Origin of the sequence: Verrucosispora sp. WMMC514, from assembly GCF_027497295.1 — a bacterium.
Classification (GTDB): Bacteria; Actinomycetota; Actinomycetes; order Mycobacteriales; family Micromonosporaceae; genus Micromonospora; species Micromonospora palythoicola.
The window spans coordinates 4,367,951-4,386,739 of record NZ_CP114906.1; the positions used below are offsets into that span (position 1 = coordinate 4,367,951).

Annotated in this window: 17 protein-coding genes and 5 tRNA genes; 12 read left to right on the forward strand and 10 right to left on the reverse strand. The window is 72.2% G+C overall.

The window, feature by feature from the left end; all coding sequences use genetic code 11:
* Positions 1-91 precede the first annotated feature (91 nt).
* On the reverse strand, positions 92-1,660 hold the full coding sequence (locus tag O7597_RS20380) for an aldehyde dehydrogenase family protein (RefSeq protein ID WP_281580421.1): 1,569 nt from the start codon (positions 1,658-1,660) through the stop codon (positions 92-94).
* Between the two features lie 473 nt (positions 1,661-2,133).
* Between O7597_RS20380 and O7597_RS20385 the strand changes: the two genes are divergently transcribed.
* Positions 2,134-5,052, forward strand: a complete 2,919-nt coding sequence (locus O7597_RS20385; protein WP_281580422.1) for a glycoside hydrolase family 9 protein — start codon at positions 2,134-2,136, stop codon at positions 5,050-5,052.
* A gap of 473 nt (positions 5,053-5,525) precedes the next feature.
* On the opposite strand, the gene O7597_RS20390 is transcribed toward O7597_RS20385, so the two are convergent.
* From O7597_RS20390 to bioB, 3 genes are read right to left on the reverse strand one after another with little or no spacing between them, the layout of a single operon-like run.
* Positions 5,526-6,029: a GNAT family protein gene (locus O7597_RS20390; protein ID WP_269739155.1), complete on the reverse strand. Its 504-nt coding sequence runs from the start codon at positions 6,027-6,029 to the stop codon at positions 5,526-5,528.
* A 4-nt stretch (positions 6,030-6,033) separates the two neighbouring features.
* Positions 6,034-6,231 carry a hypothetical protein gene (locus O7597_RS20395; protein ID WP_281580423.1) on the reverse strand — a complete coding sequence of 66 codons (198 nt, stop codon included), beginning with the start codon at positions 6,229-6,231 and terminating at the stop codon, positions 6,034-6,036.
* Positions 6,228-7,223 (reverse strand): biotin synthase BioB, encoded by a 996-nt coding sequence (gene bioB, locus O7597_RS20400; protein ID WP_281580424.1) that lies wholly within the window; start codon positions 7,221-7,223, stop codon positions 6,228-6,230. Before bioB ends, O7597_RS20395 begins: the two co-directional genes overlap by 4 nt.
* A gap of 178 nt (positions 7,224-7,401) precedes the next feature.
* On the opposite strand from bioB, the gene O7597_RS20405 reads away from it, so the two are divergent.
* Both O7597_RS20405 and bioD read left to right on the forward strand, forming a co-directional pair.
* Positions 7,402-8,538: an 8-amino-7-oxononanoate synthase gene (locus O7597_RS20405; protein ID WP_281580425.1), complete on the forward strand. Its 1,137-nt coding sequence runs from the start codon at positions 7,402-7,404 to the stop codon at positions 8,536-8,538.
* Positions 8,535-9,263, forward strand: a complete 729-nt coding sequence (gene bioD, locus O7597_RS20410; RefSeq protein WP_269739151.1) for a dethiobiotin synthase — start codon at positions 8,535-8,537, stop codon at positions 9,261-9,263. The genes O7597_RS20405 and bioD overlap by 4 nt, the downstream gene beginning before the upstream one ends.
* A gap of 13 nt (positions 9,264-9,276) precedes the next feature.
* Here bioD and O7597_RS20415 read toward each other — a convergent pair whose 3' ends face one another.
* Both O7597_RS20415 and O7597_RS20420 read right to left on the reverse strand, forming a co-directional pair.
* Entirely contained in the window at positions 9,277-10,455 is a 1,179-nt protein-coding gene (locus O7597_RS20415; protein WP_281580426.1) for a cytochrome P450, read from the reverse strand.
* Between the two features lie 9 nt (positions 10,456-10,464).
* Positions 10,465-11,133 (reverse strand): 50S ribosomal protein L11 methyltransferase, encoded by a 669-nt coding sequence (locus tag O7597_RS20420; RefSeq protein ID WP_269739149.1) that lies wholly within the window; start codon positions 11,131-11,133, stop codon positions 10,465-10,467.
* A 176-nt stretch (positions 11,134-11,309) separates the two neighbouring features.
* On the opposite strand from O7597_RS20420, the gene O7597_RS20425 reads away from it, so the two are divergent.
* Complete coding sequence (locus tag O7597_RS20425; RefSeq protein WP_269739148.1) at positions 11,310-12,212, forward strand: hypothetical protein; 903 nt, start codon at positions 11,310-11,312, stop codon at positions 12,210-12,212.
* A 49-nt stretch (positions 12,213-12,261) separates the two neighbouring features.
* On the opposite strand, the gene O7597_RS20430 is transcribed toward O7597_RS20425, so the two are convergent.
* Together O7597_RS20430 and O7597_RS20435 are read right to left on the reverse strand one after the other, a co-directional pair.
* Positions 12,262-12,837 (reverse strand): TIGR03086 family metal-binding protein, encoded by a 576-nt coding sequence (locus O7597_RS20430; RefSeq protein ID WP_269739147.1) that lies wholly within the window; start codon positions 12,835-12,837, stop codon positions 12,262-12,264.
* 68 nt (positions 12,838-12,905) lie between these two features.
* Complete coding sequence (locus tag O7597_RS20435; RefSeq protein ID WP_164445494.1) at positions 12,906-13,508, reverse strand: TetR/AcrR family transcriptional regulator; 603 nt, start codon at positions 13,506-13,508, stop codon at positions 12,906-12,908.
* Positions 13,509-13,684: 176 nt separating this feature from the next.
* Between O7597_RS20435 and O7597_RS20440 the strand changes: the two genes are divergently transcribed.
* From O7597_RS20440 to O7597_RS20460, 5 genes are all read left to right on the forward strand, one after another.
* A tRNA-Gly gene (locus tag O7597_RS20440) sits at positions 13,685-13,757 on the forward strand.
* A gap of 34 nt (positions 13,758-13,791) precedes the next feature.
* Positions 13,792-13,862, forward strand: a tRNA-Cys gene (locus O7597_RS20445).
* Between the two features lie 13 nt (positions 13,863-13,875).
* Positions 13,876-13,950 (forward strand) — tRNA-Val (locus tag O7597_RS20450).
* Between the two features lie 137 nt (positions 13,951-14,087).
* Entirely contained in the window at positions 14,088-14,684 is a 597-nt protein-coding gene (locus tag O7597_RS20455; protein ID WP_281580427.1) for a PadR family transcriptional regulator, read from the forward strand.
* Entirely contained in the window at positions 14,681-15,901 is a 1,221-nt protein-coding gene (locus tag O7597_RS20460; RefSeq protein WP_281580428.1) for an FAD-dependent monooxygenase, read from the forward strand. The genes O7597_RS20455 and O7597_RS20460 overlap by 4 nt, the downstream gene beginning before the upstream one ends.
* Positions 15,902-15,986: 85 nt before the next feature.
* Here O7597_RS20460 and O7597_RS20465 read toward each other — a convergent pair whose 3' ends face one another.
* Positions 15,987-16,229, reverse strand: coding sequence for a DUF6458 family protein (locus tag O7597_RS20465; protein WP_281580429.1), 243 nt, complete (start codon positions 16,227-16,229; stop codon positions 15,987-15,989).
* Positions 16,230-16,380: 151 nt separating this feature from the next.
* On the opposite strand from O7597_RS20465, the gene O7597_RS20470 reads away from it, so the two are divergent.
* Positions 16,381-16,453, forward strand: a tRNA-Gly gene (locus tag O7597_RS20470).
* A gap of 40 nt (positions 16,454-16,493) precedes the next feature.
* Positions 16,494-16,568, forward strand: a tRNA-Val gene (locus O7597_RS20475).
* Positions 16,569-16,624: 56 nt separating this feature from the next.
* On the opposite strand, the gene O7597_RS20480 is transcribed toward O7597_RS20475, so the two are convergent.
* The gene (locus O7597_RS20480) at positions 16,625-17,572 is read right to left on the reverse strand and encodes a helix-turn-helix domain-containing protein (RefSeq protein ID WP_281580430.1); all 948 of its coding nucleotides are present in this window, start codon (positions 17,570-17,572) and stop codon (positions 16,625-16,627) included.
* 99 nt (positions 17,573-17,671) lie between these two features.
* Here O7597_RS20480 and O7597_RS20485 point away from each other — a divergent pair, with 99 nt between their 5' ends.
* Positions 17,672-18,748, forward strand: coding sequence for a saccharopine dehydrogenase NADP-binding domain-containing protein (locus O7597_RS20485; protein WP_281580431.1), 1,077 nt, complete (start codon positions 17,672-17,674; stop codon positions 18,746-18,748).
* Positions 18,749-18,789: the final 41 nt, after the last annotated feature.

The following is an 18,789-nucleotide window of genomic DNA, read 5'->3' on the forward strand; positions in this document are numbered from 1 at the left end:
GACGACCGACCTCCGGTGCGGAGGCCGGTGAGGTGGGCAGGGCTCCCGGTGCGGGAGTCCTGCCCACCGCGTGCTTCTGGTCGACCCCTGGTCAGAGGTTCGGCGGCAGGGCGGTGCGGTCCTGGAAGTTGCCGTAGAGGCGGTCGTCGTCGCCCACGGTGACGGCTTGGACCAGCAGGTCCCCGCCGACGAACGCACCCTTCCAGGAGGCGCCCCGCCCGCCGAACGGCTCCTGGCGGTCGCCCCGTGAGCGGGGTTTGTTGATGCCCACCTTGAAGGCCTGCAGGTCGACCGCCAGCTTCGCCGCCTCGTCGGTGTCGTCGCAGGCGAGGGAGGCCACCAGCGCGCCGTTGGAGGCGTTCATCTGGGCCAGCAACTCGTCGGTGGTGTCCACCACGACGATGGTGTCGACCGGGCCGAACGGCTCGGCGTGCATCAGCCGGGATCGGCCGGGCGGGGCGAGCAGCACCGACGGCGCGACGTACGCCGAGGTGTCCTGCCCGGGCAGGAACGGCGCGCCGTCGAGTTTGCCCCGGTACAAGGGAACGGCGCCGCCGCGTACCGCCTCGTCGACCTTCCGGTGCAACTCGTCGGCCTTGGCGGCGCTGATCAGCGGGCCGAAGTCCAGCTCCGGCAGCGGGTCGCCGGCCCGCCAGGTCTCGTCGACCGCGAGCGGGTGCCCGAACCGGACCGAGCGGACCACCGGCAGGTACATGTCGAGGAACTCGTCGACCAGATCCCGCTGGACCACGAACCGGGGGTACGCGGTGCAGCGCTGCTTGCCGTACTCGAAGCCCTTCCTGAGATGCGCGGCGAGCAGGTCCCACTGGGAGAAGTTCCACACGCCCCAGGCGTTGAGGCCCTCCTGCTCGATGAAATGTCGCTTGTTCGAGTCGAGGAGGGCGGCGGCCACCTTTCCTCCGTTGGAGCGGCCACCGACGAAGGCCACCGCGCCGATCTCGGGCGCCCGCACCAGCACCTCGGACAGCGCCTCGCCGCTGCCGGAGAGCAGCGTGGCGGGCAGCCCGGCGCGGTGCAGCAGGGCATGCGCCACGGTCAGACAGACCGCGCCGCCCTGTGACGGCGTCTTGGCGATGACCGCGTTGCCGGCGAGCATCTGCACCAGTTCGGCGTGCACCAGCACGCTCATCGGGTAGTTCCACGAGGCGATGTTGCTGACCGGGCCGGGCAGCGGGGTACGGCCGTCGGCGAGCATCCGGTCGATCTCGTCGACGTACCAGCGCACCCCGTCGAGGGCGCGGTCGACGTCGGCGCAGGCCAGTCGCCACGGCTTGCCGATCTCCCAGACCAGCAGCAGGGCCAGCAGGTCGCGGTGGGCGGTGAGGGCGTCCAGCGCGTCGATGACCCGCGACCGGCGTTCGGCCAGCGGAGTGTCGGCCCAGGTGGCGTGGGCCGTGGCGGCGTGGATCACCGCGTCGTGCGCGGTCGCCGCGTCCAGCCGCGCCAGGTTGACCAGCACGCTGTTGTCGACGGGGGTACGCGCCGGCGTCGGTGCACCGCCGGTGCGCCACTCGCCGCCGACCAGGTTCCGCAGCGTGACGGTGCCGTCGGCCGGGTGGTCGAACGCCTCCGCGGCGGCGGCTACCGCCCGGGCGAGAGTGTCGGACCAGGAGGTTCCGTCGGCGAGTCGTAGAGCCATCGCGATCTCCTCAGGTGGGCGGGGGAGCGGCCGTCGACGGGTGCCGCCAGGTGCCGCGTACTGTCGCGTGCCGCCCAGTGCGACGGCAACAGTACGGTCCGTATATCAGGGCGACGCGTCGTCGAGCGTCCTGAGTGGACGCGCGGTCGCCGCCTCGAAGAACTGGATTCACCTGGCACTTCCCGGCAATCCAATAGACGGATGTCGATGATGTGAAGAAGACCCCTTTGTTACTGGTGAGTACGCCCGCAGCCGTGTCGCGGTGTCACAACCGCAGATCTGTGGACGGGCTGCCGTCGGGTTGGTTGTCGGTCTTCACAAAGCGGTGACCTGAGCATTACATTGCTGGATATCCATGGGAGCGCTCCCGGTCCTGTTGGAGCCACCTCGCCACCACTGTCGGCAGCCCGTTCCGTCCGACCTGGCCTCGCCTCCGTCGGTGCTGCCGACCACGCATCGACAGGAGTAGTCGCATGCACGAACCGACCCGGCCGGGCCGTCCCCACGGCCGTCGACACCGGCCGGACCAGCCCTGGCCCCGCCGGATGCTGGCGGCCGTCACCGCGCTCGCCGCCGGCGGCACGCTCGCGCTCGGCGTACCCGCCACCGGTGCCGCCGCCGCGCCGACCGACGGTGCCGCGACCACCGCCGCGGCACCGGCCTTCAACTACGCGGAGGCGCTGCAGAAGTCCCTGCTGTTCTACGAGGCGCAGCAGTCCGGGAAACTGCCGGACTGGAACCGCGTCTCGTGGCGTGGCGACTCGGCGCTCCGCGACGGCTCGGACGTCGGAGTCGACCTCACCGGCGGCTGGTACGACGCCGGTGACCACGTGAAGTTCGGCTTCCCGATGGCGTTCAGCGCCACCATGCTGGCCTGGGGCGCGGTCGAGTACCGGTCCGGGTACGCCGCCTCCGGCCAGCTCACCCACCTGCTGAACAACCTGCGGTACGTCAACGACTACTTCGTCAAGGCGCACCCGTCGCCGAACGTCCTCTACGGACAGGTGGGCAACGGCGACGACGACCACAAGTGGTGGGGACCGGCCGAGGTGATGCCGATGGCGCGGCCCGCGTACAAGATCGACGCGAGCTGCGGCGGCGCGGACCTGGCGGGGGAGACCGCCGCCGCGATGGCCGCCTCGTCCATGGTGTTCCGGCCCACCGACGCCGCGTACGCCGACAAGCTGCTGACCCACGCGCGCCAGCTCTACACCTTCGCCGACACGGTGCGGAAGAACTACCACGAGTGCATCACCGACGCGACCAGCTTCTACCGGTCCTGGAGCGGCTACCAGGACGAACTGGTCTGGGGCGCGATCTGGCTGTACCGGGCCACCGGTGACGCCGCGTACCTGGCCAAGGCGGAGAGCGAGTACGACAAGCTCGGTACCGAGCCGCAGACCACCACCCGTTCGTACAAGTGGACCGTCGCCTGGGACAACAAGCAGTTCGGGGCGTACGTGCTGCTGGCCAACCTGACCGGCAAGCAGAAGTACGTCGACGACGCCAACCGGTGGCTGGACTTCTGGACCGTCGGGGTCAACGGCGAACGGGTCCGGTACTCGCCCGGCGGGATGGCGGTGCTCGACTCGTGGGGTGCCCTGCGGTACGCCGCCAACACCGCGTTCGCCGCACTGGTCTACAGCGACAAGACCACCGACGCGACCCGCAAGGCGCGCTACCACGACTTCGCCGTCCGGCAGATCAACTACGCGCTCGGCGACAACCCGCGCAACTCCAGCTACGTGATCGGCTTCGGCACCAATCCGCCGAAGAACCCGCACCACCGCACCGCGCACGGTTCCTGGTGGGACAGCCAGACCGTACCCACCGAGACCCGGCACACCCTCTACGGCGCGCTGGTCGGCGGGCCGTCCTCGCCGAACGACGCGTACACCGACAACCGGTCCGACTACGTGATGAACGAGGTCGCCACCGACTACAACGCCGGCTTCACCTCCGCGCTGGCCCGGCTCGCCCAGGAGTACGGCGGCACCCCGCTGGCCAACTTCCCGGTCCCCGAGCAGCCCGACATCGACGAGCTGACCGTGGAGACCACGGTCATGCAGAACGAGACACGAGCCACCGGCATCAAGGCGATCATCTACAACAAGTCGGCCTTCCCGGCCCGGGCGCTGACCGACGCGAAGTTCCGCTACTACTTCCGGCCCGACGGCACCGGCCCGGTGCAGGTGACCTCCAGCTACACCCAGGGCTGCCCGGCACCGACCACCGCCCGCCAGGCCAGCGGCGATCTCTGGTACGTCGAGGTCGACTGCACCGGGCACACCATCGCCCCGGCCGGCCAGTCGCAGCACCGGATGGAGGTGCAGTTCAAGGTCGGTGTGCCCGAGGGCGGCACCTGGAACCCGGCGAACGACCCGTCGTACCAGGCCACCGCCGGGCCGAACCGCAACGTGCCGCTCTACTCCGGGGGCGAGGTGGTGTGGGGTTCGGAGCCCGCGCCGGACGCCCCCGACACCACCCGGCCGACCACCCCCGGCACCCCGGTGGCCACCTCGGTCACCTCCCGGTCGGTGAGCCTGACCTGGGCACCGTCCACCGACTCCGGCAGCGGGATCGACGTCTACCTCGTCAGCACCCGCCAGATCGGCAGCGACGCGATCACGTTGAGCAACGCCAGCACCAACGCGCTGACGATCGACGTGCTGCCGGCCCGGACGTACGAGTTCAGCGTGGTGGCCCGGGACAGGGCCGGCAACACGTCCTTCTCGTCACCGTCGCTGAGCGTGACGACTCCCGCCGTGGACACGGGGGACACCGTCCCACCGACCACGCCGGGCACGCCCACGGTCTCCGCCGTCACCTCGACCGGTGCGACGCTGACCTGGGCTCCGTCGACCGACAACGTGGGCGTCGTCGGGTACCGGATCTACCGTTCGTACCTGGTCGACACCCTGATCGACACGGTCACCGAGCCGACCTACCGGCTGACCGGCTTGACTCCGGACAGCACGACCCCGTTCTACGTGGTCGCGATCGACGCCGCCGGCAACGCCTCGCCGCCCTCGCAGACGGTGATGGTGACCACCTCGGCGCCGCTGCCCACGTCGCCCTGCCGGGTCACCTACGGCACCAACGACTGGAGCACCGGCTTCACCGCGAACATCACCATCACCAACACCGGCACGACCGCGATCAACGGCTGGACACTGGCGTTCAGCTTCCCGAACGCCGGGCAGCGGGTCGGCCAGGGCTGGTCGGCCACCTACGCCCAGACCGGTGCGGCGGTGACCGCCACCAACATGTCGTACAACGGCAACCTGGCACCGGGCGCGTCGGTCGGCATCGGCTTCAACGGCACGCACACCGGCAGCAACCCGAAGCCCACCACGTTCACGCTCAACGGCGCCACCTGCACCATCGGCTGAGACGAATGCCGGTCCCCGGTCGTCGCCGGGCTGGCCGGTCTAGCGCCGCGCTGGCATGTCACCAGAACGATCGCTCCTGGGTGACATGCCAGCACAGCGGCGTCCGCTCGGGACCGCTGCTGCGGCCGGGCATGCCGCGCGGCGGAGACCCACCTGTGGCTGGCTGCGCTTCCCGACAGGTCGAACACAGCGAGCGATGCTCGCTCTGCGTGGCATAGGCGGCGTCAGACCTTTGCCTCACTTCGCACGCTTTGCTCTGCTTCAACCTACGCAATAGCGCCTGAGCAGGGGCTTCGCATTGGCCAGCGGCCGAGCAGACGACGATTGCCGTCACTGTCGGTGAGTGTTGCGTCGGTTGAAGCAGAGCAAAGGGAGCAGAGTGGAGTGGGCTGCAGGGGGCAGACGTCACGGTCTGTCAGGAGCCGTGCGTCGGGGAGGGCAGGGCTCCGCCGGACGAGTCCGCCCGGGCGGCGTCAGCGCAGGTCGTCGGCGAGGAGGTCCATCAGCAGGCCGTCGTGCCAGCGGCCGTCCTCACCACGTTCGTAGCGGCGCATCACGCCGACGGTCCGGAACCCCACCTTCGCGTACGCCCGGATGGCGGCGGTGTTCGCCGCCGCCGGGTCGATGGTGAAGCGGTGGTGACCATGCACCTCGATCAGGTGCCGGATCAGCACGCGGATGGCGTCCCCGGCCAGCCCGGCGCCGCGCACCGAGGGGTCGAGGAAGATGTCGAGGCCGGCGTGCCGGTAGTCCGGGTCCTCCTCGGCGTGCCACTGGATCGCGCCGACGACCCGGTCGCCGTGCTCGATCGCGTACACCGAGACGCTCTCCTCGGCGAGATCCGCCTCGACGGCCGCGACCAGGTCGTCGCCGCCGCGCCACCAGCGGCGTACCTCGGGTTCGGCGCGGATCCGCGCCAGCGCGGGCACGTCGGCGGCCGTCGCCGGTCGTAGGGTCACCGCCGTGCCGCGCAGCATCCGCTCAGCTCCGAATCTCACCGTGTTCCACGCAGATCGCCGACCAGCCGACCGGCAGCACCTGCACCTTCATCCGGCGGCGGCACCGGGCGCAGTACCGCGGCGGCTCCAGGGCACGGGCCGCCGCACACTGCTCGTGCGCGCCGACCGCCGCCTCCCCGCACCGGTCGCACCAGGTCTGACCCGTCACGGCTGCCGTCACAGGGTCGCCGACAGCGCCTTGACCGGCATCTTCAGCTCGTCGAGCAGCTTGAGGTCGTCGGTTGCCGGCCGGCCGAGAGTGGTCAGGTAGTTGCCGACGATCACGGCGTTGATGCCGCCGAGCAGCCCGTCGCGGGTACCGAGATCACCCAGAGTGATCTCCCGGCCGCCCGCGTACCGCAGGATGGTGCGCGGCATGGCCAGCCGGAACGCGGCGATGGCCCGCAGCGCGTCCCTGCCCTCGACCACCGGGCGGTCGCCCAGCGGCGTGCCGGGCCGAGGGTTGAGGAAGTTCAGCGGCACCTCGTGCGGGTCCAGCTCGGCCAGCTGCGCGGCGAACTCCGCCCGTTGCTCGACGGTCTCACCGAGGCCGAGGATGCCGCCGCAGCAGACCTCCATGCCGGATTCGCGGACCATCCGCAGGGTCTCCCACCGCTCCTCCCAGGAGTGCGTGGTGACCACGTTCGGGAAGTACGACCGGCAGGTCTCCAGGTTGTGGTTGTAGCGGTGCACCCCCATGTCGACCAGCTCGTCGACCTGCTCCTGGGTGAGCATGCCCAGCGAGGCGGCGACCTGGATGTCGACCTCGGCCCTGATCGCGGCGACGCCCTCCCGCATCTGCTTCATCAGCCGGTCGTCCGGCCCGCGCACGGCGGCCACGATGCAGAACTCGGTCGCCCCGGTCGCGGTGGTCTGCTTCGCCGCCTGGACCAGCGAGGGAATGTCCAGCCACACCGACCGCACCGGCGAGGTGAACAGGCCGGACTGGGAACAGAAGTGGCAGTCCTCCGGGCAGCCGCCGGTCTTCAGCGACACGATGCCCTCGACCTCGACCTCCGGGCCGCACCAGCGCATCCGCACGTCGTGGGCGAGCTGGAGGGTGGCGGACAGGTGCTCGTCGGGCAGGTTCAGCACGGCGAGGACACCGGCCTCGTCGAGGCCGACGCCGTTGTGCAGCACCTGCTCCCGGGCCTGGTCGAGGATCTCTGGCATGGCACGTACCCTACAAGGCCCCTTCGCGGGCGGTAAACGAGCGCGGACGGTGGGCGCGGAGCGGTCTCGGCGTGGTGCGGCGAGCCGCACCACGCCACGCCGGGGCAGGTCCGGCGGGTGGTAACTTCGCCCGGCGGAAGCGCCTGACGGCGGGAACCGGCGGGGAAGGGACGTGGCGGTGGCGGACTGGCTGGCGGCACTGGACCGCCGCGCCGAGCTGCGGGCGAAGGCGGGGCTGACCCGCCGGCTGAGCCCACGCGCCGCCGCCGACGGCGTGGTCGACCTGGCCGGCAACGACTACCTGGGGCTGGCCCGGCACCCGGAGGTGATCGCCGCCGCCGCGCAGGCCCTTTCCGCGTACGGGCTGGGTGCGACCGGCTCACGGCTGGTCCGTGGCTCCACCGACGTGCACCACACCCTTGAGGAGACACTCGCCGACTGGCTCGGCACCGACCGGTCGCTCGTCTTCTCCTCCGGGTACCTGGCCAACCTCGGTGCGGTCCGCGCGCTGGTGCGTCCCCGTACGCTGCTGATCTCCGACGCGCACAACCACGCCTCCCTCATCGACGGCTGCCGGATCTCCGGTGCGGAGACGGTGGTGACACCGCACGCCGACGTGGCCGCGGTCGCCGCCGCTCTCGCCGCCGCTCCGGGCCGGTCGGCGGTGGTGGTCACCGAGTCGATCTTCTCCGTCGACGGTGACCTCGCCCCGCTCGCTCAACTGCACGCCACCGCCCGCGAACACGGCGCGTTGCTGCTCGTCGACGACGCGCACGCGCTGGGCGTGGTCGGCCCGGACGGCGCCGGCGCGGTGGCCGGGGCCGGGCTGACCGGCGAACCCGACGTGGTGGTCACCGCGACGCTGTCCAAGGCGCTCGGCGGGGCCGGTGGTGTGGTGGCCGGCCCGGCCGAGTTCGTCCGGCACCTGGTGGAGACCGCGCGGACCTTCATCTACGACACCGCCCTGCCGCCCGTGGTGGCGGCCGGGGTGCGGGCCGCCGTCGGGCTGGCCCGCTCCGGCGCCGGCCGGCGCGCCGAACTGGCCGAGCGGGCCGCCCACACGGTCGGCCGGCTGCGCGCCGCCGGCCTGGACGTCTTCGCCGCCGACGCCGCCGTCGTCTCGGTCACCGCGCCCAGCCCGGAGGCGGCGACGGCGTGGGCCGCCGCCTGCCGGGACCGGGGGGTGGCGGTCGGCTGTTTCCGCCCGCCCTCCACCCCCGACAGCCGGTCGAGGCTGCGGCTGACGATCAGCGCCGGGGTGCCGCGGGGGGATTTCGAACACGCCCTGGAGGTCATCGTGGAGTGTGCGCCATGACGGATCAGTGGCGCGGGCCGGTGCTGGTCACCGGCACCGACACCGAGGTCGGCAAGACGGTGGTGACCGCGGCGATAGCGGCCGCGGCCCAGGCGGCCGGGCTGCGGGTCGCGGTGGTCAAACCGGGCCAGACCGGTACGGCCACCGGCGACCCCGCCGACGTCGAGACGGTCACCCGGCTGGCCGCCCCGATGACCGGCCGTACGCTCGCCAGCTTCCCGGACCCGCTGGCGCCGCTGGCCGCCGCCCGGGTGGCCGAACTGCCACCGCTGGAGCTGTACAACGCGGTGGACGCGGTGCGGGACGAGGCCGACAAGCACGATCTGGTGCTGGTCGAGGGGGCGGGCGGGCTGCTCGTACCGATGGGCCTGCGGCCCTCCGGTGAGCCGTGGACGGTCGCCGACCTGGCGGTGTCGCTCGGCGCCGCGGCGGTGGTGGTGGCGCGGGCCGGCCTGGGCACCCTCAACCACACCGCGCTCACCCTGGAGGCCCTCGAACGGCGGGCCGTGCCGGCGGGCGTGGTGATCGGCGCCTGGCCGACCGAGCCGGAACTGGTGCACTGGGCGAACCTCAGCGACCTGCTGCCAAATCTGCTCGGCGCGCTGCCAGCCGGCGCCGGAGCGATGGACCCGGGAGTGTTCCGGCGTTCGGCGCCGGGCTGGCTCACCCCGGCGCTGTACGGCGTGCTCGACGACTGGCGCGCCTGGGCCGACGAGACCACCTGAGCGGCGGTGCCGGTCAGCGGCGGACGACGAAGGCGTCGGGCATCCGGAAGGTGAGATTGTCGGGGTAGTGGGGTGGGCGCACCACGCGTACCCCGGTCAGCAGCGGCGCCGCCTCGCGCACCAGCGTGGCGGCTTCCATCCGGGCGAGTTGGTCGCCGACGCAGCGGTGCGCGCCCGCCCCGAAGGCCAGGTGCCGGCGCGACCCACGTTGCCCCGGCCGGAACTCGTCCGGCGACTGCACGACCGATGGGTCGCGTCCGGCTCGGGCCAGCCACAACACCACACTGCTGCCCGCCGGCACCCCCGTCCCGCCCAGCGTGGTGTCCACGGCGGCGACCCGCCGCCAGGTGACGATCGGCGGTTCCAGTCGCAGCCCCTCCTCCACCACGTCAGCCACGTCGACCGAGCCGTCGCGCAGCCCGGTGAGCACCGTCGGCTCACCGGTGAGTCGGTGCAGCAGCAGGGTGAGGAACTGCGAGGTGGTCTCCTGCCCGGCGACCAGCAGGAAGAACAGCGCGCCGACGACCACGTCGGGCGGGTGCCCGGCGGCGCGCAGGGACGCGACCAGACCGTCACCGGTGGCGGCGAACTCCCGCAGCAGCCGGTGGAACCGCCCCACCTCGGCGGCGAGCGCCTGCTGCCGGTCGACGTCGAGCGGCGCCCAGAAGAGTTCCAGCGCCGCGCGGGCGAACTCCTTCACCGCCGTGACGGGCGCGTCGGGCAGGTCGACCAGCCGGGCCAGGACCAGCAGCGGCAGGTCGGCGGCGAGACCCGCGTGCAGGTCGACCCGTGCGCCGGTGTCCAGGGCGGCGGTCAGCTCGGCGATCCGCTGCCGGACCAGCGTGGCCAGCCAGTCCTGTTGGGCGGCCACCCGTGCCGGATGCAGCGCCGCGGCGACCAGGGCGCGGATCTCCGGGTGGGTGCCACCACCGTTGTTGGCCAGCGTCGGCGGCAGCCGGAACCGGTGGGCGGCGAGCACCCGCAGCGCGGCCACCGGCATCGGGGTCACCGCGTCCAGTGCGTTGTCGGGTCGGAACGTCGTGGGGTCGGTGAGCACCTGCCGGACCAGAGCGTGCCGGGTCACCAGCAGGTGCTCGACGCCCACGTGGTCGGCCACCCGGGCCACGTCGGGCCAGTGGGCGGGGCCGACCCCGGTACCTGCCGGGGCCCGTTCCCAGCTGCGGAACAGCACGGCGTCACGCTAGTCGGCCGCCGTCGGGCGCCCGGCGCGCAACCGCCACACCGTGGTGCGCTTCACCCGTACGCTCTCCAGCGCCTCGCTCACCGGCACCTGGTAGGCGGCGAGTTCGTCGAAGCGTTCCCGGGGCAGGAAGGCCCGACCCGGGTCACCGACCAGCACCGACGCCCCGGCCCGGGTGGCGCGCAGCAGGAACCGCAGCACCCGGTTGGCCATCGCCTCGCTGTAGAAGACGTCGCCGGCCAGGACCACCTCGGCGTCGTGGGCGTCGCCGTCGAGGATGTCGCCGAGTTCGGCGTCGACGCGTACCCCGTTGGCCTCGGCGTTGAGCGCGACGGCCGCGACGGCCAGTTCGTCGATCTCCACGGCGCGGACGGCGGCCGCGCCGGCCCGGGCGGCGGCGATGGCCACCAGGCCGGAGCCGGAGGCCAGGTCGAGCACCCGGCGGCCGGCGACCGTCTCCGGGTGGTCGGTGACGTAGCGCGCCAGGCCCTGGCCGCCGGCCCAGGCGAAGGCCCAGAACGGTGGCGGCCGGTCGCTACGGAACTCGCCCTCGGTCAGCTCCCACAACCCGATCGGCTCGTCCGCCTGGTGCAACCGCACCTCGGGTACGAAGGCGACGGGCGTGAGCCGGGCGTGCAACCGGACGAAGGCGGCGGAGAGCGCGGACATCCGGTGATTGTCCACCGTCGCCGTGTTCGGCGTGTCGGGGGTGATCCGTAGGCGGTTCAATACCGTACGTGAAATCGGGCATCTCGCTTCACGGTACGTGCGAACACGCCCGTCTACCGGGTGGCTCCCCGCGCTCCTAGCGTTGCCAATGGAGGCGACCAACGGGAGGACGGATCGTGAAGAGGCTGTGGCGTCACACGCTACGGATCGGGGTGGCACTGGCATGTCTCACCGGGGTGGACTTCGCCATGGCCGCGCCGGCGCACGCGGCGTTCGCCACCGAACTCGGCGGCCTGCCGGACCAGTTCACCGCCGGTGGGCGGGTGGCGACGGTCTCCGCTGTGGTGTCCCGCGACGATCAGGGCGACTGCATCAAGGTCCGCTGGTCGTTGGTGCTGGGTGTGCAGGGGTTGCGACTGGACCAGGTGCGGGTGGACCGGATCGAGGAGACCGGTTCGTTCCCGGTGGAGGTGCGCGCCGAGGGTGACGCGGCCCGGCTGACCGACCGACAGCTCGACCCGGGCACGCTCTGCCCGGGGCGTACGGTCACCGCGCAGTACCGGATCGCCTTCGACCGGGACGTCGACCGGGGTCGGGTGAGCCTCGCCGCTGAGGCGTACGACCGAAATCTGCGGTTGCTGTCCCGCCAGACCGCGACCCGCGAGGTGGTGGGTCGGGGCGGCCAGGCCCGCCCCACGACCGCGCCACCCACCCCATCGCAGGCGCCGACGGAGGACCCGACGGAGGATCCGACCGAGGTGCCGACGGTGGATCCGACCGAGGAGGAGAGCGATCCCGCCGACGACGCGGGGTACGCGGGCGGGGCGGCCGACCCGCCGGATGCCGACGCCGCCGGGAACCAGACCGGTAGCGGGCTGGGGCTGACCGAGGTGGCCTTCCTCCTCGGTGGTCTGCTGCTCTTCCTCGGGGTGGGCCTGCTGCTGCGGCTGCGGCAGCTGACTCGGGAGCCGGAGCCCGCGGTCGATGTCGGTGGTCCGACGCCCGGGCACTGGGACCGACGGCCGGACCCGCGGAGCCGGTGGCGGACGGTACCCCGCGACGACGGTTACCTCAGTTGATCCGGGCCACGGTGGGCGCGGTCGCGAACCGGCCCACCGTGGCGTCGCGTCACGGTGCCCAGTCCGGGTTCCGCCCGAAGGCGGCGAGGAGGCGGTCCTGTTCACCGGCCCCGGCGGGCAGCTCGACCTCGGGTTCGACGAGCCCGTCGCGCCGGTAGTCCGCGACGTGGCGGGAGTACCAGCGGGCCGCCTCGGCCACCGCGTCGGCGTCCATCGTGGGGTCCGCGCCGATCGCCACCGCCAGGTCCCAGCCGTGTATCAGATGTTCGGCCAGCAGCTGGTGCAGGTACTCCTCGGCGGGAGTGGCGCCGGCCGACAGGTGTACGGTCCGCTCCAGCGCGCCCGGGCTGGTGGCGGCGACCTCGGCCTGCGCCGCGGCCTCGCGGGCGACCTCGATCGGGTCGGTGCCGAGTTGGTCGCCGTCGTAGCGGTCACCGACCTCGTCGATGGTGCGGCCGGCGAGCAGCGGCACGCTCCACCGTTCCTCGCTGACCACGTGGTTGACAAGTGTGCGGACGTCCCAGCCGGGGCAGGGGGTGGCGGCCGACCATTGGCCGGGGTGTACCTGTTCCACCCGGTCGGTGAACTCGGCCAGGCTGCGCCGGTACGTCTTCAGCAGCTCCATGTCGCCTTTGTTCCCGCCGCTGGCGCGGGTAACCCGCCGGATTCGGTGGCGTCGGTAACCGGGGCCGTCTACTCCAGCTGCTCCGGATCGAGCCCGAGTTCGCGGGCGGTCACCAGGCGTACCCATTCGGCGAACTGTCGGCGGGAGATCACCCGGTCGTGCACCGCGAGCTGCACCGCCAGGCCGTCCATCACGGCGCTGATCCGCCAGGCGGCCCCGGCCGGGTCGGCGCAGACGAAGCTGCCCTCCCGGACCCCGTCGGCGATCACCGTGGCCAGGTCCTGCCGCCACCGCAGGTCCAGCTTGCGGGAGACCTTCTCCAGCTCGGGGGTACGCAGCGACTCCGCCCAGCCGTCGATCCACATGGACCAGGAGGTGGCCCGCCCGGCCGGGGTGTAGAGGCGCAGGATGCGGCGGAGCTTGGTCAGCGGCGGGGCGCTGGAACGGGTGACCGCGTCGAGCCGGGCCAGATCCTGCTCGACCGCGTACGCGAAGGCCTGGGCGAGCAGCCGCTCCTTGGTGGCAAAGTGGTAGAAGACAAGTGCCTGGCTCACCCCGGCGGCCTGCGCCACATCAGCCGTGCGGGTGTTGGCCAACCCGCGCTGCCCGATCACGTCACATGCGGTGCGCAGCAGGGCATCCAGGCGGATTTCCGCCGCACGTCTCGTCACGTCCGTCACCGTATCCGATCGAAACGGATACGGCCGGTCACCAAACCCCTGTTGATCCGGCTTGCGACAGTCGGAAGCCGGACAGTTCCGGACTCGCCGGGACGGGAGCCCGATTTGGCATCCGATCCACCGCTCGGCTAGAGTTCTCATCCGTCACCGGGTACGCCCCGGGGCGTGCGGACGTAGCGCAGTTGGTAGCGCATCACCTTGCCAAGGTGAGGGTCGCGGGTTCGAGTCCCGTCGTCCGCTCGGAGCTGCCGCCACGCGTGACGGGGGCAACCTCGGTGGGGTGGCCGAGAGGCGAGGCAACGGCCTGCAAAGCCGTGTACGCGGGTTCAAATCCCGTCCCCACCTCGGTAAACAGCAAGGGCGATTGGCGCAGTGGGAGCGCGCTTCCTTGACACGGAAGAGGTCACTGGTTCAAACCCAGTATCGCCCACCAGTGGATCCAGCAGATGAAGGCCCGTTACCGGAGATCCGGTAGCGGGCCTTTCGCATTCTCTCCGGCGAGGCACCGCGGCAGCGGGTTGACGACTCGATAGTCAGTGCTGGATAGTCATTCCTGACTAAGGAGTGCTGGTGGAGCGACGTCGGAGAGTGCCCAACCCGCTCGCCCTGGCCGTGCTGGCCTGGCTGATGTGGGAGCCGATGCACCCCTACGAGCTGGGCCGACGACTCAAGCACACCGGTCAGGACAAGCTCATCCGGTACACCCGCAGCTCCCTCTACATGGTCATCGAGCAACTCGCCCGGGCCGGCTTCGTCGCCGCCCAGGAGACGGTCCGGGACAGCGCCCGGCCCGAACGGACGGTGTACGCGATCACCGACGAGGGCCGCCACGAGGTGCACGACTGGCTGCGTTCCCTGCTGGCCCAGCCCCGCCAGGAGCATCCGCACTTCGCCGTCGCGCTGTCGCTGCTCAGCCTGCTTCCGCCCGACGAGGCGGTCGAGGTGCTGCGCCGCCGGTCGGCGGCGCTCGCCGGCCGGATCGAGGAGACCCGCACCACCATCGACGAGGCGCGCGCCGACGGTGTCGGGTGGATCTTCCTGGTCGAGGAGCAGTACGCGCTCGCGCTGCTGGAGGCGGAGCGCCGGTTCGTCACCGAGTTGATCGAGTCCCTCAAGCAGCCGGACTACGCGAAGTCCTGGCAGGAGACCATGGGAGGTCGCGCATGACAGCCGTCCGAACCGCGCTGGTGATCGGCGGCGGGATCGCCGGTCCGGTGACCGCGATGGCGCTACGTCGCGCCGGCATCGAGGCCACCGTCCACGAGGCGTACCCGTCGGCGACCGAGGGGAGCGGAGTCACCCTGACCCTCGCGCCGAACGGATTGGCCGCGCTGCGCCTGGTCGACGCCGAGCGAGCCGTCGAGCGGGTCGGCCTGCCCATGCGACGCACCGTGGTCACCGACGGTCGCGGGGGCCGCATCGGTGCCTTCCCCCACGTGGCGGTGGAACCGGTCACGCTCGGGCTGTGGCGCGACGACCTGGCCCGGGTGCTGCGCGAACGCGCCGAGGCGCAGGGCGTGCGCATCGCGTACGGCAAGCGGTTGGTCGACGCCGAGCAGAGCGGTGACGGCGTACTCGCCCGGTTCGCCGACGGCTCCACGGCCAGCGCCGACGTGCTGATCGGCGCGGACGGCGTCCGGTCCCGGGTGCGTACGCTCATCGACCCGCAGGCGCCCGGGCCGCAGGTGCTGCCGCTGCTGAACCTCGGCGGCGCGGCCCGGTACGCGGTGCCCGACGCCGACCCGGAGGCGATGTACTTCGTCTTCGGATCTCGGGCCTTCTTCGGCTACTGGGTGCAGCCCGACGGTCGCACCGCCTGGTTCGCGAACGTTCCGGACCGTCGACCGACCAGCTACGCCGAGGCGAGCCGGATCCCCCGACCGCAGTGGCTGCACCGGCTCCGTGAGGTGTTCGCCGAGGACGTGCCGGCCCGGCAGGTGCTCGCCCACACCGAGCCGGACGACCTGGTGGCCATCGGATCGATCGAGAGCATGCCGTCGGTGCCCCGTTGGCACGGCGGTCGGCTGGTGCTGGTGGGTGACGCGGTGCACGCGCCGTCGCCCAGCTCCGGCCAGGGTGCGTCACTGGCCGTGGAGAGCGCCGTGCAGTTGGCCCGCTGTCTGCGGGACCATGCCGAGGTGCCCGCCGCGTTCGACGCGTACGAGCGCTTGCGTCGGGTGCGGGTGGAGAAGGTGCTCCGGCGGGGTCGGCAGACGACCTCCACCAAGACGGTCGGCCCGGTCGCGAAACGGATGATGCGGATCATGATGCCGCTGGCGTTGCGTACCTTCCTCAACCAGGAGCGGACGCTCGGCCCGGAGCAGCGCTACCGGATCGACTGGGACGCGCCGGTCACCACGGAACTGGCCGCCCGCCGCTCCTGAGTCGACGAGCTGCGCGTGCCGCGCCGGGTCGCCGACGCGTGGCGGTGGCGGCCACCGTCCGGTGACCGCCACCACCCGCAGCCGGTCACATCGGCGGCGCGACGTCCCGCCGCTCCTCGACCCGGCGGTACTCCACCGGCTCGTCGGTGGTGGCGACCGTCTGGCGACGGCGGCCCCAGACGAGCGTCGTCAGGATCAGGCCGAGCACGCCGGCGGCCATCAGGATCCAGCCGACCACGTCAATGTCGAGCCCGCCGATGCTGGCGTTGACCGCGAAGGTGAGGATGGCGCCGAGCGCCAACAGAAAGATGCTGGTGCCGATACCCATGACAGCCTCCTTTGTCCGGGGGTGCGGTGTGCTGTCGGGAGAGGTCTGTACCCGGGTCGGGAGCGGCGCAATCACCGGCCGTGGGGGCGGCGCCTCCGGCGATCTTGTCATCGGGTAGAGTTGCCCCGTCGCCGGCGCAGCCGGAGGCAGTGCGGACGTAGCGCAGCTGGTAGCGCATCACCTTGCCAAGGTGAGGGTCGCGGGTTCGAATCCCGTCGTCCGCTCGCGATTCGGTGACACCTGCGGGTGTCGCCGGTGCACCACGGGCGATTGGCGCAGTGGGAGCGCGCTTCCTTGACACGGAAGAGGTCACTGGTTCAAACCCAGTATCGCCCACCAGCTTTCGGCTGGCGCCACACTGTGACGACGGCGAGCGCGCCGAGCGGGTACCCAGCTCAGGCCCGGAAGGTCCGCCGATAGGTGTCGGGCGGTACGCCGACCGTGCGGTGGAAATGCCGACGCAGCGTCGTCGCCGTGCCCATGCCGGCCGCCGACGCGATGGTGTCGATGCTGTCGTCGGTGCTTTCCAGCAGCTCCTGCGCGCGACGGATCCGCTGCGTCAGCAGCCACCGCAGCGGAGTGGTGCCGGTCACCGAGCGGAACTGGCGGGCCAGCTGGCGGGAGCTGAGGTTCGCCTGGCGGGCCAGATCCTCGACGGTGAGCGGCTGGTCCAGCCGGTTCATCACCCAGGGGAGCAGCTCGGTCAGGGGATGGCCGTCCCGGGCGGGCACCGGCGTGCTGACGAACTGGGCCTGACCACCGGCCCGGTGCGGCGGTACGACCAGGCGGCGGGCGACCATGTTGGCGATAGCCGGGCCGTGATCGCGGCGGACCAGGTGCAGGCACAGGTCCATGGCCGCGGCCTTGCCGGCGGAGGTGAGCACGCGGCCGTTGTCGACGTAGAGCACGTCCGGGTCGACCGTCACCCGCGGATGGCGCGCGGCCAGCTCCCGGGTGTGGGCCCAGTGCGTCGTCGCCCGCCGCCCGTCCAGCAGGCCGGCGGCGGCCAGCACGAACACGCCCGTGCAGAGGGAAACCACCCGCGCACCTGAGTCGTACGCCGTACGCACCGCCTCGACCAGGACGGCGGGTGGTTCCTCGGCGACGTCGGCCAGGGCGGGCACGATCACGGTGTCGGCGGCGGCCAACCGGTCGAGCCCGTGGTCGGGCTCCAGCCGGAACCGGCCGACGCGGACGGGGTGCGTGCCGCACACCCGGACGTCGTACCAGGCAACGGGCACGGCGTCCGGCGCGGAGCCGAAGACCTCGTAGGCCAGCGACAGCTCGAAGTGCAGCATCCCGTCGGTGGCGGCGATCGCGACGGAGCGTGGGGCGACGCTCATGTCGGGAATTGTATGGGTCGTGTCGTTCCAGACACTCGCGCTGTCGCGTCGATCCCGCCAGAGTTCTGCCCAGCAGATCGCGTCGAAGAGGAGGCAGGCATGGCACCGGGGCGAGAGGTGGCGGTGTTCGGCGCGTACGGGCACACCGGCCGGTTCGTGGTGGCGGAGTTGGGCGAGCGCGGGTACGTGCCGCTGCTGCTCGGCCGCGACCGGGACAAGCTGCTGGCGTTGGCGCGGACCCGACCGGGGCTGGTGACGCGGCGGGCGTCGATAGACGAGCCGACCTCCCTCGACCGGGCGTTGCGCGGCGCGACCGCTGTGATCAACTGTGCCGGGCCGTTCGCCTCGACCGCCGCCGCGCTGGTGACGGCGGCGCTGCGCGCCGGCATCCCGTACGTCGACGTGGCGGCGGAGATCGAGGCGAACCTCGACACGTTCCGGCACTTCGCGGCGCCGGCCCGCGCCGCGGGCGTCGCGGTGGTCCCGGCGACGGCCTTCTTCGGCGGGCTCGGCGACCTGCTGGTCACCACCGTCCTGGACGGCGCGGCGGCGGCGGACGAGGTGCACGTCGCCTACGGCCTGAGCAGTTGGCGGCCCACCCCCGGAACGCGCGCCGCCGGCGCGGTGTCGGCGCGGCGACGTGGTCACCGCCGGGTCCGCTACACCGGCGGGCAACTGGAGTACCACGACGACGCGCTACCGACGCTGGAGTGGCCCTTCCCGGCTCCGCTCGGCCCGCGACGCGTCATCGGAGAGTTCACCATGGCCGACGTGGTCACCGTGCCCAGCCATCTGGCCGTCCCCCGGGTGTGTACCTACCTGACCGCCGCGGCGGCGGCGGAGCTGTCCGCTCCGGACACCCCGGCGCCGACCGCCGTCGACGAGCGCGGCCGATCCGCACAGACCTTCGTGGTCGACGTCCTCGTCCGGGCCGGCGGTACGCACCGGCGCCTGGCGGCGACGGGTCAGGACATCTACGCGATCAGCGCGCCGCTCGCGGTGGAGGCCGTCGACCGCATCCTCACCGGCCGGACCAGGGCCGTCGGCGTAGCCTCGGCGGGCGCGATGTTCGACGCGCCGGATGTCCTCGCGGCCCTGTCCCCGTGCCTGTCGCTGCGTGTTCCGTCCGAACCCGCACCGGTGGGCCTTGGTCCGGAGCCGTCCCACCTACGGTGATCGGAGGCGGGCTGGTCGGCCCCCGTCGAGCGTGACCTGCT